This window comes from Streptomyces spectabilis, from assembly GCF_008704795.1.
In the GTDB taxonomy this organism is placed as follows: Bacteria; Actinomycetota; Actinomycetes; order Streptomycetales; family Streptomycetaceae; genus Streptomyces; species Streptomyces spectabilis.
On record NZ_CP023690.1, the window covers coordinates 3,808,939 to 3,822,406 of the forward strand.

Annotated in this window: 11 protein-coding genes; 3 read left to right on the forward strand and 8 right to left on the reverse strand. The window is 72.8% G+C overall.

The features are described from left to right. Nucleotides 1-180 precede the first annotated feature (180 nt). The 4 genes from CP982_RS16450 to CP982_RS16465 form a co-directional block, all read right to left on the reverse strand. Nucleotides 181-1,107: a serine hydrolase gene (locus CP982_RS16450; protein WP_150511234.1), complete on the reverse strand. Its 927-nt coding sequence runs from the start codon at nt 1,105-1,107 to the stop codon at nt 181-183. Between the two features lie 133 nt (nt 1,108-1,240). Then, a complete protein-coding gene (locus CP982_RS16455) occupies nt 1,241-2,926 on the reverse strand; it encodes a thiamine pyrophosphate-binding protein (RefSeq protein WP_150511235.1) in 1,686 nt (561 codons plus the stop codon). Continuing rightward, on the reverse strand, nt 2,923-3,897 hold the full coding sequence (speB, locus tag CP982_RS16460) for an agmatinase (protein WP_150511236.1): 975 nt from the start codon (nt 3,895-3,897) through the stop codon (nt 2,923-2,925). The genes CP982_RS16455 and speB overlap by 4 nt, the downstream gene beginning before the upstream one ends. A 129-nt stretch (nt 3,898-4,026) precedes the next feature. Continuing rightward, nucleotides 4,027-5,469, reverse strand: a complete 1,443-nt coding sequence (locus tag CP982_RS16465; protein WP_150511237.1) for a sodium:solute symporter family protein — start codon at nt 5,467-5,469, stop codon at nt 4,027-4,029. A 206-nt stretch (nt 5,470-5,675) separates the two neighbouring features. Here CP982_RS16465 and CP982_RS16470 point away from each other — a divergent pair, with 206 nt between their 5' ends. Together CP982_RS16470 and CP982_RS16475 are read left to right on the forward strand one after the other, a co-directional pair. After that, nucleotides 5,676-7,178, forward strand: a complete 1,503-nt coding sequence (locus CP982_RS16470; RefSeq protein ID WP_150511238.1) for a PucR family transcriptional regulator — start codon at nt 5,676-5,678, stop codon at nt 7,176-7,178. 98 nt (nt 7,179-7,276) lie between these two features. After that, complete coding sequence (locus CP982_RS16475) at nt 7,277-8,062, forward strand: phosphatase (RefSeq protein ID WP_150511239.1); 786 nt, start codon at nt 7,277-7,279, stop codon at nt 8,060-8,062. On the opposite strand, the gene CP982_RS16480 is transcribed toward CP982_RS16475, so the two are convergent. From CP982_RS16480 to CP982_RS16495, 4 genes are all read right to left on the reverse strand, one after another. Further along, on the reverse strand, nt 8,026-8,991 hold the full coding sequence (locus CP982_RS16480) for a cation diffusion facilitator family transporter (protein ID WP_150511240.1): 966 nt from the start codon (nt 8,989-8,991) through the stop codon (nt 8,026-8,028). The two genes, CP982_RS16475 and CP982_RS16480, sit on opposite strands and share 37 nt — an antisense overlap. A gap of 33 nt (nt 8,992-9,024) precedes the next feature. Beyond that, entirely contained in the window at nt 9,025-9,897 is an 873-nt protein-coding gene (locus tag CP982_RS16485) for an acyl-CoA thioesterase (protein ID WP_150511241.1), read from the reverse strand. An 8-nt stretch (nt 9,898-9,905) separates the two neighbouring features. Beyond that, nucleotides 9,906-11,063: an acyl-CoA dehydrogenase family protein gene (locus CP982_RS16490; RefSeq protein WP_150511242.1), complete on the reverse strand. Its 1,158-nt coding sequence runs from the start codon at nt 11,061-11,063 to the stop codon at nt 9,906-9,908. Nucleotides 11,064-11,151: 88 nt separating this feature from the next. After that, nucleotides 11,152-11,751 (reverse strand): SACE_7040 family transcriptional regulator, encoded by a 600-nt coding sequence (locus CP982_RS16495; RefSeq protein WP_150511243.1) that lies wholly within the window; start codon nt 11,749-11,751, stop codon nt 11,152-11,154. A gap of 83 nt (nt 11,752-11,834) precedes the next feature. Here CP982_RS16495 and CP982_RS16500 point away from each other — a divergent pair, with 83 nt between their 5' ends. Further along, nucleotides 11,835-13,451 carry a carboxyl transferase domain-containing protein gene (locus CP982_RS16500; RefSeq protein WP_150511244.1) on the forward strand — a complete coding sequence of 539 codons (1,617 nt, stop codon included), beginning with the start codon at nt 11,835-11,837 and terminating at the stop codon, nt 13,449-13,451. Nucleotides 13,452-13,468: the final 17 nt, after the last annotated feature.

The window sequence follows — 13,468 nt, forward strand, 5'->3', positions numbered from 1 at the left end:
CGTCCTGACCTGCCGAGAGGCCCAACACGGCGGGGGCCCGATTTCATCCCGCCGCAACAAAACGACGGGCTCTGCGCCGCGCGGGCCCGTCGCCGCTCCGCGGCTCGTCCTCAAACGCCGGACGGGCTTTTCCCCACCCGCCCGCCGCTGGGGGCGGGCGGGTGGGTGGGGATCCGGGAGCTACGCCTGCGGCACCGGGACCGCCGCCTCCTTGGGGGTGTCCGTCGGGGCGTAGCGCTGCGGGGCCTGGCTGATCGGCGTCAGGTCCTTGTGGATGGCCTTGGCGACCCGCTGGATGGTGTCGACGCCGTAGTTCATGGAGCCGTTGCCGTGGGTGAGCACGGAGATCGTGTAGTCGTGGCCGCGGCCCTTGAAGGCGCCGACGCTGTGCACGCGCCAGCCGTGCGTGGCGCGGGGCAGCCAGCCGTTCTTGACGTGGGTCTTGACGCCGGAGGGGGCGCCCGCCGGGGTGCCCCAGCGCTGGTCGCGGACGACCTGGTTCATCAGCTTCAGGATATACGCGCGGGCGTTGTCGCTGAGCACGGAGTTCGGCGCGGTGATCAGCGAGAGCAGCTTCTGCTCGTCGTTGACGTTGATCCGGGTCAGGCCCCAGTAGCCGCCGGAGCCGGGCACGGTCTTGGTCATCTTCGCGGCGGCCAGGAACTTCTTGACCTTGCCCGCGCCGAGCTGGCGCCACAGCGCGGTGGTGGCGTTGTTGTCGGACTTGGTGATCATGGCCTTGGCGAGGCTGGACTCGCGGTCGGTCAGATACCGGTTGTTCTTCTTCGCGTCCCACAGCAGCGTGGCGAGGACGGTCACCTTGACGACGCTCGCCGAGTCGAACGAGGTCGTGCCGCGCAGGGTGCACGTCGTCTTGGTGGCCTTGTCGTACAGGCCGACGGCGATGGTGCCCTTGCGGTTCTTCAGGGCGGCGGTGATGTCCTTGGTGAGCTTCTTCGCCAGCTCCGGCTGGGCCGAGGTGCACTTGACCTGGGCCGTCGCGGCGGCAGCGGGGGTGGCGGCGGCCGTCCCCACGAGCGGCACGAGGACGGCGGCGGCCGCACCGGCGCTCAGCACGCGGGCACGCCGGGATATGCGGTGAGTCATGGAGGTTCCCCCCGTAGTCGGTACACGCGTGCGCCCCCGGCGCACGCGCATCCCATGACTCACCTACACGAGTGAATGGTTGTACGGCGAACAGTACTGTGACGAAACCGACCGCCGACGGGACCGGCCGTCCTCAGCCGAGGTGCGTCGGCGCGAACATGCGCAGGAGCGCGGGCAGCACGACCACGCTCGGGCCCGGCTCGGCGAGTGCCTTCGCCAGGTCGTCCCGGAGCGTCTCGGGCGAGGTCCGTACGCCCGGCACCCCGAAGGACTCGGCGAGCGCGACGAAGTCGGGCCGGGTCAGCTCGGTCGCCGTCGCCTCGCCGAAGGCGTCGGCCATGTACTCGCGCAGGATGCCGTAGCCGCCGTCGTCGACGATCAGCCAGGTCACGTTCAGGCCGTACTGCCTCGCGGTGGCCAGCTCGGCGATCGAGTACATCGCGCCGCCGTCACCGGAGACGGCGAGCACAGGCCGGGTGGGGTCGGCGGCGGCCGCCCCGAGGGCGGCGGGGAAGCCGTAGCCGAGGCCGCCCGCGCCCTGCGCCGAGTGCATGGTGTTGGGGCGCCGCGCGTCGAAGGCGGACCACGCCCAGTACGCCAGGATCGTCATGTCCCAGAACGACGGCGAGCCGTCCGGCAGGGCGGCCCGCACGGACGCGAGGACCTCCTGCTCCAGGGTCAGGCCCTGCCCCTCGATGCGGGCGCGGACCTTCGCGAGCAGGGCCGCGACCCGCTCGGGCGCCGCCGGGTCCCGGCGCTCCCCCACCGTCTCCAGGAGCGCGGTCAGGGCGAGCCGGGCGTCGGCGTGGATGCCGAGCGCCGGGTGGTTGGACTCCAGCTTGCCGGGGTCGGCCTCGATCTGGACGACCCGGCCGCGGGGCTTGAACGTGTGGTAGTTGGAGGACAGTTCGCCGAGCCCGGAGCCGACCACGAGCAGGACGTCCGCGTCCTCCAGGAGGTCGGTCGTGTGCCGGTCCTCCAGCCAGGACTGGAGGGACAGCGGGTGCTCCCAGGGGAAGGCGCCCTTGCCGCCGAAGGTGGTGACGACCGGCGCGTCCAGCCTCTCGGCGAGCGCGCGGAGCTTGCCGGAGGCGTCGGCGCGGACGACCCCGCCGCCCGCGATGATCGCCGGGCGCTCGGCCCGCGTCAGCAGATCGGCGGCCACGGCGGTCAGCTCCGGGCGCGGCACCAGTTCGCGCGGGGTCGCGTCGACGGCGGTGACCTGCGGCAGCGAAGTCTCCGCGAGCAGCACGTCCTGCGGGATCTCCACCCACACCGGGCCGTGCGGCGCGGTGAGCGCCGACTCCCAGGCCGCCGCGATCGCGGACGGGATCTGGGACTGCGTGCGGACGGTGTGGACGGACTTGACCACGTCCCGGAACGAGGCCTGCTGGTCGCGCAGTTCGTGCAGATAGCCGTGGCGCCCGCCGCCGAGCCCGGCGACGGGGACCTGGCTGCCGATGGCGAGCACGGGGGCGCTGGCGGCGGCCGCTTCCTGGAGCGCGGCGAGCGACATCAGCGCGCCGGGCCCCGTCGAGAGCAGCAGCGGCGCGACCTCGCCCGTGACCCGCCCGTAGGCGTCCGCCGCGAACCCGGCGTTGTTCTCCACCCGAAGGCCGACGTACCGCAGGCGGGAGCGGCGCAGCGCGTCGAACATGCCGAGGGCGTGCTGCCCGGGCAGCCCGAACACGGTGGACGCGCCGAGCCCGGACAGGGTCTCGACGACGAGGTCGCCGCCGTTGCGCCCGGCGGGCGGGTTCAGGGCGGCCTCGGTCTGCGCGGCGGTGGGCCTCAGTTCCAGGTCGTGGTCGTGGGTCACTTGGCGCGGGCCTCCGCGATCTGGCGGGACATGATCGTCGTCAGTTCGTACGCGGTGTGCGACGCGGCCACGGCGGTGATCTCGGCGTGGTCGTAGGCCGGGGCGACCTCGACGACGTCGGCGGAGACCAGGTTGCAGGAGGCCAGGCCGCGCAGGATCTCCAGGAGCTCGCGGGAGGTCATGCCGCCCGCCTCCGGGGTGCCGGTGCCCGGGGCGTGGGCCGGGTCCAGGCAGTCGATGTCGATGGAGATGTACAGCGGCCGGTCGCCGATGCGCTGGCGCAGCTGGTCGGCGACCTCGTCGGCGCCGCGGCGGTAGATGTCCGCCGAGGTGACGATGCCGAAGCCCATCTTCTCGTCGTCGGTGAGGTCCTTCTTGCCGTACAGCGGACCGCGCGTGCCGACGTGGCTGAGCGCCTCGGTGTCGAGGATGCCCTCCTCCACGGCCCGGCGGAACGGGGTGCCGTGCGTGTACTCGGCGCCGAAGTAGGTGTCCCAGGTGTCGAGGTGCGCGTCGAAGTGCAGCAGCGCGACCGGGCCGTGCTTCTTCGCCACCGAGCGCAGCAGGGGCAGCGCGATGGTGTGGTCGCCGCCGAGGGTCATCATCCGGGCGCCGGTGCCGAGCAGGTCGTCGGCGGCGGCCTCGATGGTCTCCACGGCCTCGTTGATGTTGAACGGGTTCGCCGCGATGTCGCCGGCGTCGGCGACCTGGGCGAGCGCGAACGGCGACGCGTCCTGGGCCGGGTTGTACGGGCGCAGGAGGCGGGACGCCTCCCGGATCGCGTTGCCGCCGAAGCGGGCGCCCGGCCGGTACGACACGCCCGAGTCGAAGGGGACGCCGACGACCGCCACGTCCGCGGTGCCGACCTCGTCGAGGCGCGGGAGGCGGGCGTAGGTCGCGGGGCCCGCGTAGCGCGGTATCCGCGAGGAGTCCACGGGGCCGCGCGGGGTGGTGTTCTCGGGGGTGGTCATGGTCGGTGTCTCCTGGTGCAACGAATGTACGTAAACAGTGTGAACCCTCACGGTGCGCCCCACGGACGCGAGGGTTTCAGCCCCTCCGGCGTTTGAGGAGCGGGGGTCTGGGGGCGGAGCCCCCAGGGGTCAGGCCGTCACGGGCACCTCCGGGTCACGCCCAGCGACCCGTTCACGCCAAGCCGCGAGCGTCCCCGCATCGGTGGGCCGCGTGGCCAGCGAGACCGCCACGTAGACCACAAGCGAGGTCAGGAGCCCGTAGTAGATGGGCTCGTTGGCGAGGATGCCGTAGTGCCACATCAGGCCGATCACGGAGAGCCCGCCCGCGACGACGGCGGCAAGGGCGCCCGCCCCGGTCCCGCGCCGCCAGAGCAGCCCGCCGATGATCGGCACGAGGAGCCCGCCGACCAGCAGGTTGTACGCGACGGTCAGCGCCTGGACGACGTCGTTGAGGGCGATGGCGACACCGATGACGGCGACCCCCATGACGAGGATGAAGGCGCGGTTGCCCCTCACCTCGTCGTGCGGGTCGCCCTGCCCGGCGGCGCCCCGCAGCCGCGACCAGATGTCGTTGTTGGCGACGGTCGCGCAGGCGATGAGCGCGCCGGACGAGGTGGACATCACGGCGGCGAGCGCGGCGGCCAGCACCAACCCCCGCACGCCCATGGGCAGTTCGTCCTTCACGATGGTGGCGAAGGCGGAGTCGGGGCTGGGCAGGTTCGGGTACATGACCTTCGCGGCGGTGCCGATGACGGCGCCCGCGAGGGCGTAGACGAGGCAGTACGTACCGGCGACCGTGCCGCCCCAGCGGGCGACCTTGTCGCTGCGCGCGGTGAACACCCGCTGCCAGATGTCCTGCCCGATGAGCATGCCGAAGGTGTAGATCAGTACGTAGGTGAAGATCGTCTCGCCGCCGACGCCGAACGGTTCGAAGTAGTCGTCCGGCAGCTTGGCCCTCATCTCGCCGAAGCCGCCCGCCTTGACCACCGCGATGGGCAGCAGCAGGAGCAGCACGCCGATCGTCTTGACCACGAACTGCACCATGTCCGTGAGCGTGATCGACCACATGCCGCCGAGCGTCGAGTACGCGACGACGATGGAGCCGCCGATGACGATGGCGAGCGTGCGGTTCACGTCGAAGAGGACGTCGAAGATCGTGGCGTACGCGATGGTGGAGGTCACCGCGAGCATCAGCGTGTAGCCCCACATGACGACGCCGGACAGGACGCCCGCGCGGCCGCCGTAGCGCAGGTCGAGCATCTCGGAGACGGTGTAGACCTTCAGCCGGGCGATGCGGGCGGAGAAGAAGACCGAGAGCGCGAGCAGGCCGAGGCCGATGGTGAAGACCATCCAGGCGCCGGACAGGCCGTGCGTGTAGCCGAGGCCGACGCCGCCGATGGTGGAGGCGCCGCCGAGGACGATCGCGGCCATCGTGCCGGAGTACATCCACGGCCCGAGGCGGCGGCCCGCGACGAGGAACTCGCTCTTGGACTTGGCGCGGCGCATGCCCCACCAGCCCATGGCGAGCATCCCGGCGAGATAGACGACGATCACTGTGTAGTCGACGGCCATGCGCTGGCCTCCTTACGCACCTCGGTGGCGTGTCGTGCAGTTGGCAGCGGCGCGACGGCGAGGCGACCGCACCGCGGAGGACCGGCCGTGGGGACATCCGCCCGTACCCACGGCCCTCGGTCGGCACGACCCTAGGTGGCCGGAAAGCATCGCTGAAGTGTACGTTTCCTCTACTTTCACCGGGCCAGATGGAGGGATCGTCCACCATGGCGGAGTCCACCCCGTCACCGTCGCCGTCGGCCGCGCCGCCCCCGGCCCCGCCCACCCCGCCCGTGCCGCTGGCCGCCCTGCTCGCCCACGAGGGCCTCGGGCTGCGCCAGATCGCGGGCCCGGACGCCGCGGGCACCGACATCCACTGGGTGCACACCTCGGAGATGGCCGACCCGTACCCGTACCTCCTGGGCGGCGAGCTGCTCCTGACGGCGGGGGTGCACGTGCGCACCGGCGACGCCTCCTTGGACACCTACGTGTCCCGCATCGTGACGGCGGGCGGCGCGGCCCTCGGCTTCGGCGTCGCGCCCGTGCACGACACCGTGCCGCGCGCGCTGGTGGAGGCCTGTGACCGGCATGGCCTCCCGCTGCTCGAAGTGCCGCCGCAGACGACGTTCAGCGGGGTCGCGCGGGCCGTGTGGCAGCTCATGGCGGAGGCCAGGCACACCGAGCTGCGCCGCGTCGCCCGGGCCCAGCAGGGCCTCGCGGTGGCCGCCGCACGGCCCGACCCGGTGCCCGCGCTGCTGCGGCAGCTCGCGACGCGCCTCGACGGGTACGCGGCCCTGCACACCGCCGACGGCACGCCCGCCCAGAGCGCGGGCACCCCGCCCGGCGACGCGGCGCTCGCCGCCCTCGACCGGCTCGCCGGAGTCGTGCTGCACCCGGCCGAGCCCCGCCCGGCGCCCGCGTCCGGCACGGACACCGCCGGGGCCACGCACCTCGCCGCGTACGCGCTCGCCGGGCCGCGGGGCCTGGCCCTCGGCGTCGCCACGCGCCGCCGCGAACCGGGCGACCACACCATCGCCCAGGTCGCCGCCGTCCTGCTCGCCCTGCTCACCGCAGGACATCAGGGCGCCACCGAGTCCGCGCGCTCCGCCGCCCTCGTCCGGCTGCTGCTCGGCGCGGACCCGCACGAGGTGGCGCCCCTGCTCGGCGCCGACCGCTGGACCGTGGTCCACGCGCGCGTGCAGCGCGGCTCCGGCACTCCCCCGCCCACCTCCGCCGCCCTGGCCACGGCCCTCGGCAGCACCTTGGTGGATGCCGCGCCCGAGGTCACCAGGCTGCTGCTGCCCGCGGACCGCGAGGTCACCGCGCAGGACGGCTGGACCCTCGGCGTCTCCGCGCCCGCCGCCGTCGAGGCCCTCGCCGCCGCCGACGCGCAGGCCGCGCGGGCCGTGCGCAGGGCCGGGGCGACCCGCGTCCCGCTGGTGCGCCACCGCGAGACGGGCCTGGCCTCGCTCGTCGCGCCCGCCGAGGCCGCCGCGCACGCGCGCGAGCTGCTCGCCCCGCTCGGCGAGAGCCCGGCCCTGACCGAGACGCTGCGCACCTGGCTCTCCCTGCACGGCAGTTGGGACCGGACGGCCGCCGCCCTGTCGGTGCACCGCAACACCGTCCGCCAGCGCGTCGCCCGCTGCGCCGCGCTGCTCGACGCCGACCTCGACGACCCGGACGTACGCATGGAACTGTGGTTCGCCCTGAACCACGGGCAGCGCCCCTAAGGGGCGCGGGGAACTGCGCGAGCAACCACCGGCGGAGCCGCACCCGACAGACGACCCGCACCCCGCCCGGCCCGCAGGGCCGACGGCACAATGGACCCATGCCGACACCGACCCGCGCAGCGCTCGTAGACCACCTCGTCCGCACCCGCATAGCGGGAGACGTGGCCACGCCCCGCGAGAACAACCTCTCCCACTACCGCAAGCTCGCGAACGGCGACCGTCACTACTGGCTCGGCCTGGAACTCGGCGACCGCTGGAGCGACGAGCAGGACGTGCTCGCGGTGATGGCCGAACGCTGCGGCGTGATCGACGACCCGCAGCACCGCCAGGGCCAGGACACCATCGACCCGGAGCTGACGGTCGACGCCCTGGAGCGGATGGCGGGCCGCCTTCGCAAGGCCGCCGACGCCAAGGAGCGCGTCCTGTTCGCGACCGGCCACCCCGGAGGCCTGCTCGACGTGCACCGGGCGACGGCGGCCGCGCTGCGCGCCGCGGGCTGCGAGATCGTCGTCATCCCGGACGGTCTGACGGCGGACGAGGGCTTCCTCTTCCAGTTCGCGGACGTGGCCGTCCTGGAGCGCGGCGCGACCCTGTGGCACACGCATTCGCCGGAGCCGATGAACGCGGTCCTGGACGGCCTGCTGCGCGCGGAGCGCCCCCTGCCGGACCTGGTCGTCGCCGACCACGGCTGGGCGGGCCGGGCGGGCCAGCGCGGCATCGACTCCGTCGGCTACGCGGACTGCAACGACCCGGCCCTGTTCATCGCGGAGGCCGAGGGCACGCTCCAGGTGACGGTCCCCCTGGACGACCACGTGACGAGCCCGCGCTTCTACGACCCGATGACGGCCTATCTGCTCGACGCGGCGGGGCTTGCGCAGGCCTGATCCGGGCCCGGCGTCGGGTCCAGGTACACCCGGCGCACCGCGGGGAAGCGGGCCTGGAGGCGGCGGGCCATGCGGTCGCAGGCCCGCTCGACCTCCGCGGCCGTGGACACGTCACGGAAGTTCACCTTGGCCGCGACGAGCGCCTCCCGCGGCCCCTGGAGCAGCGTGGTCAGCTCCAGGACGTCCACCACGTGCGGGTCCGCGAGGAGTTCGGCGCGCACCCGCTCGCGCACCGGCTTCGGCAGGGGGCGGCCGATGAGCAGTTCCGCGTTGGCGTGTCCGAGGACCCAGGCGACGTACACGAGCAGTACGCCGATGGCGAGCGAGGCGACGCCGTCCCAGACGCCCGAGCCGGTGAGCTGGCCGCCGAGCAGGCCGCCCGCGGCGAGCACGAGGCCCGCGAGCGCGGCGGAGTCCTCCATCACGACCGCCTTCACCGCGGTGTCGGGGGTGTGCCGCAGATAGTGCTCGACGCGCACGTCGAACCGTTCGGCCGCGCCGCGCGCCTGCTTCAGGCCGGTGCGCAGCGAGTAGCCCTCCAGGAGGAAGGCGATCCCGAGGACGACGTACGAGACGAGCGGGTCGCCGGGCTCCTCGCCGTGCGTGAGGGTGTGGATCCCGTCGTAGAGGGCGAAGACGCCGCCGCCGACGAAGGTGGCGACGGAGGCGAGCAGCGCCCAGACGTAGCGCGCGCCGCCGTAGCCGAGCGGGTGGTCCTCGTCGGCGGGGCGCCGCGCGCTCTTCAGCGAGAGGAGCAGCATCAGCTCCGTGACGGTGTCGGCCACGGAGTGCGCCGCCTCCGACAGCATCGCGCTGGATCCGCTGACGACCCCGGCGACGGCCTTGGCGACGGCGATGCCGAGGTTGGCCAGGGCGGCGACGAGAACGGTGAAGGTGCTTTCGGCTGCGGGTTCCGCGGGTTCACCCATGGTGGGGCAGTATGCCGGAATTGAGGGGAAACCTCAGCCGCGGGGAACCCGGACCACGCCCTCCTGGATCACGGTCACCGCCAGCTTCCCGTCCCTCGTCCAGATCCGCCCCTGCCCCAGGCCGCGCCCGCCGCCCGCCGACGGGGACTCCTGGTCGTAGAGGAGCCACTCGTCCGCCCGGAAGGGCCGGTGGAACCACATCGCGTGGTCAAGGGACGCGCCCACCACGTCCCCGACGGCCCAGCCGCCGCGCCCGTGCGCGAGCAGCACCGAGTCGAGCAGCGTCATGTCGGACACGTAGGTGGCCAGGCACAGGTGGAGCAGCGATCCCGCGTGCTCCCCGTCGAGCTTGCCGTTCGTACGGAACCAGACCTGCGAGCGCGGCTCCCGGGGGCGGCCCACCGTGCCCCACGGCGGCAGGTCCGCGTACCGCAGGTCGACCGCGGCGCGCGCCTCGACCAGGCGCCGGGCGACGTCCGGCGGCAAGTGCAGGGGCAGCGCCTCTGCGGCCGTGGGCAGCGTCTCCGGGTCGGGCGCCGCGACCATCCCCACCTGGTGTTCGAGCCCTTCCTCGTACGCCTGGAAGGACGCCGACAGATGGAAGATCGGCTGGCCGTGCTGCACGGCGACGACGCGGCGGGTGGTGAAGGAGCGCCCGTCGCGGATGCGGTCGACGGTGTAGACGATGGGCACGCCGGGGTCGCCGGGCCGCAGGAAGTAGGCGTGCAGGGAGTGGGCGGGCCGGCTGTCGGGCACCGTACGGCCCGCCGCGACAAGCGCCTGGGCCGCGACCTGCCCGCCGAAGACGCGCGGCACCAGGGCCGAGCGGCTCGTGCCCCGGAAGATGTCCTCCTCGACCCGCTCCAGGTCGAGCAGGTCGAGGAGGTCCTGAAGTTCCCGGCTCATGCGCGGACTTACAGACCCATCGACTTCGCGATGATCATCTTCATGACCTCGCTGGTGCCGCCGTAGATGCGGTTGACGCGGTTGTCGGCGTACAGGCGGGCGATCGGGTACTCGTTCATGAAGCCGTAGCCGCCGTGGAGCTGGAGGCAGCGGTCGATGACGCGGTGGGCGACCTCGGTGCAGAAGAGCTTCGCGGACGCGGCCTCGGCCGGGGTCAGCTCGCCCGCGTCCAGGGCTTCGAGGGCGCGGTCGGCGACGGCCTCCGCGGCGTCCACCTCGGCCTGGCAGGCGGCCAGTTCGAACTTGGTGTTCTGGAAGGAGGCGACGGACTTGCCGAAGACCGTGCGCTCCTGGACGTACTCCTTGGCGAACCGGACGGCGGCCTTGGCCTGCGCGTAGGCGCCGAAGGCGATGCCCCAGCGCTCGGACGCCAGGTTGTGGCCGAGGTAGGCGAAGCCCTTGTTCTCCTCGCCGAGCAGGTCGTCGACCGGCACCTCGACGTCGACGAAGGCCAGCTCGGCGGTGTCGGAGACCTTCAGGCCGAGCTTGTCGAGCTTGCGGCCGACGGAGTAGCCCGCGGACTTGGTGTCGACGGCGAACAGCGAGATGCCGAAGCGGCGGTCGTCCTCGCGCGGCGCGGCGGTGCGGGCGCAGACGATCACGCGGTCGGCGTGCACACCGCCGGTGATGAAGGTCTTGGCGCCGTTGAGGACGTAAGTCGTGCCGTCCTCGGAGAGCCTGGCGGTGGTCTTCATGCCCGCGACGTCGGAGCCGGTGCCCGGCTCGGTCATGGCAAGGGCCCACATCTCCTCGCCGGAGACGAACTTGGGCAGGAAGCGCTTCTTCTGCTCGTCGGTGGCGAGCATCTGGAGGTACGGCAGGCCGAGCAGGACGTGCACGCCGGAGCCGCCGAAGGAGACGCCCGCGCGGGCCGTCTCCTCGTACATGACCGCCTCGAACTTGTGCGAGTCGATGCCCGCGCCGCCGTACTCCTCCTCGACGCGGATGCCGAAGACCCCGAGCTCGGCGAGCTTGTAGTAGAAGTCGCGGGGCGCCTGGCCCGCCGCGTACCAGTCGTCGTACACGGGCACGACCTCGGCCTCGATGAAGGCCCTGACGGTCTCCCGGAATGCCTCGTGGTCCTCATTGAAAACAGTGCGCCGCACGGTTGGACTCCCTCGATGACAGGCACGACTAAGCGCTTGCTCATCGACGTTACCCGTGGGTCACTGTGACCGTCCAGAGCCAGAAGCGTTACCGGCGGCCCTCCGCCGCCGCTCCCAGCGCTCCCCGGGCGAGCCGGTGCAGCAGGTCCGCCATGGCGTCCCGGCCCGGCAGGGCTCCAGGGCGGCCCAGGTGCGGGGTCGAGTTCAGGAGGCCGAAGACCGCGTGGACGGACGCGCGGGCCTCGGCCTCGGGCAGACCGGGATAGACCTCGCGGACGGTGGCCACCCACAGCTCCACGTACTGCCGCTGGAGCTGGCGCACCATCTTGCGGTCGCTGTCCCGGAGGCGGTCCAGCTCGCGGTCGTGGAGAGTGATGAGCGGGCGGTCGTCCAGGGCGAAGTCGATGTGGCCCTCGATGAGCGAGTCCAGGGCGGCGTCCGGCGAGCCCGCGGCCTCCGCGGAGCGGCGCTTGCCGCCGGTGAGGAGCCGCTCGCTGATGCCGACGAGCAGCTCGGCGAGCATCGCGTCCTTGCCCGCGAAGTGGCGGTACAGACCGGGCCCGCTGATGCCGACGGCGGCTCCTATCTCGTCCACGCCGACGCCGTGGAAACCGCGCTCGGCGAAGAGCCGGGCGGCTTCCTTGAGGATCTGCTCGCGGCGGGTGGGGGCGTCGGTCCTGGTGGCCATGGAAACAATTCTAGACAGCGCCGTTAGCGGTCGTTAACCTAAGGGCAGACGTTAACGCTCACTAACCCGGGGAGCACAAGCGGATGCAACAGGCACCGGTCCTCACGAGCGCGGCGGACCCCGCCTCGGAAGCCTGGCGGGCGAACGAGTCGGCGCACGCCGCACTCCTGGCCGAACTGCGCGCCAAGCTCGCCGCGGCCAGGCTCGGCGGCGGCGAGCGCGCCCGGCAGCGGCACGTGGCGCGCGGCAAGCTGCTGCCGCGCGACCGCGTCGACGCGCTGCTCGACGCGGGCTCGCCGTTCCTGGAGCTGGCCCCGCTCGCGGCGGACGGGATGTACGGCGGCGACGCCCCGGCGGCCGGTGTCATCGCGGGTATCGGCCGGGTCAGCGGCCGCGACTGCGTGATCGTCGCCAACGACGCCACCGTCAAGGGCGGCACGTACTACCCGATGACGGTCAAGAAGCACCTGCGGGCCCAGGAGATCGCCCTGGAGAACCGCCTGCCGTGTCTGTACCTGGTGGACTCCGGCGGCGCCTTCCTGCCGATGCAGGACGAGGTCTTCCCCGACCGCGAGCACTTCGGGCGGATCTTCTACAACCAGGCGCGGATGTCGGGCGCGGGCATCCCGCAGATCGCCGCGGTGCTCGGCTCCTGCACGGCCGGCGGGGCGTACGTCCCGGCGATGAGCGACGAGGCCGTGATCGTCCGCAACCAGGGCACGATCTTCCTGGGCGGCCCGCCCCTGGTGAAGGCCGCCACGGGCGAGGTCGTCACCGCCGAGGAGCTCGGCGGCGGCGAGGTCCACTCCCGCGTCTCCGGCGTCACCGACCACCTCGCGGAGGACGACCCGCACGCGCTGCGCATCGTGCGCACGATCGTCTCCACGCTCCCCGCGCGCGGACAGCTGCCCTGGGAGGTGCGGCCCGTCGAGGAGCCGAAGGTCGACCCCCTCGGTCTGTACGGCGCGGTGCCGGTGGACTCCCGCACCCCGTACGACGTGCGCGAGGTCATCGCGCGCGTGGTCGACGGCTCCCGCTTCGCGGAGTTCAAGGCGGAGTACGGCCAGACGCTCGTCACCGGCTTCGCCCACATCCACGGCCACCCGGTGGGCATCGTCGCCAACAACGGCATCCTGTTCTCCGAGTCCGCCCAGAAGGGCGCCCACTTCATCGAGCTGTGCGACCAGCGCGGCATCCCGCTGGTGTTCCTCCAGAACATCAGCGGCTTCATGGTCGGCCGGGACTACGAGGCGGGCGGCATCGCCAAGCACGGCGCCAAGATGGTCACAGCCGTGGCCTGCGCCCGCGTGCCCAAGCTGACCGTCGTGGTCGGCGGCTCGTACGGGGCGGGCAACTACTCCATGTGCGGCCGGGCCTATTCACCCCGCTTCCTGTGGATGTGGCCGAACGCCAAGATCTCCGTGATGGGCGGCGAGCAGGCCGCGTCCGTGCTCGCCACCGTCAAGCGCGACCAGCTCGAAGCGCGCGGCGAGCAGTGGTCGCAGGACGACGAGGAGGCCTTCAAGGCCCCCGTCCGCGCCCAGTACGAACAGCAGGGCAACGCCTACTACGCCACGGCACGCCTGTGGGACGACGGCGTCATCGACCCGCTGGAGACCCGCCAGGTGCTCGGCCTGGCCCTGACCGCGTGTGCCGGGGCCCCGCTGGGCGACCGCGGCTTCGGCGTCTTCCGGATGTGAGGGGTACGGACGGGATG

What these genes read in the sequence shown, in the direction of transcription:
- CP982_RS16450 (WP_150511234.1), bottom strand. Translation starts at nt 1,107, where the DNA reads ATGACTCACCGCATATCCCGGCGTGCCCGCGTGCTGAGCGCCGGTGCG.
- speB (WP_150511236.1), bottom strand. Translation starts at nt 3,897, where the DNA reads ATGACCACCCCCGAGAACACCACCCCGCGCGGCCCCGTGGACTCCTCG.
- CP982_RS16465 (WP_150511237.1), bottom strand. Translation starts at nt 5,469, where the DNA reads ATGGCCGTCGACTACACAGTGATCGTCGTCTATCTCGCCGGGATGCTC.
- CP982_RS16470 (WP_150511238.1), top strand. Translation starts at nt 5,676, where the DNA reads ATGGCGGAGTCCACCCCGTCACCGTCGCCGTCGGCCGCGCCGCCCCCG.
- CP982_RS16475 (WP_150511239.1), top strand. Translation starts at nt 7,277, where the DNA reads ATGCCGACACCGACCCGCGCAGCGCTCGTAGACCACCTCGTCCGCACC.
- CP982_RS16480 (WP_150511240.1), bottom strand. Translation starts at nt 8,991, where the DNA reads ATGGGTGAACCCGCGGAACCCGCAGCCGAAAGCACCTTCACCGTTCTC.
- CP982_RS16485 (WP_150511241.1), bottom strand. Translation starts at nt 9,897, where the DNA reads ATGAGCCGGGAACTTCAGGACCTCCTCGACCTGCTCGACCTGGAGCGG.
- CP982_RS16495 (WP_150511243.1), bottom strand. Translation starts at nt 11,751, where the DNA reads ATGGCCACCAGGACCGACGCCCCCACCCGCCGCGAGCAGATCCTCAAG.
- CP982_RS16500 (WP_150511244.1), top strand. Translation starts at nt 11,835, where the DNA reads ATGCAACAGGCACCGGTCCTCACGAGCGCGGCGGACCCCGCCTCGGAA.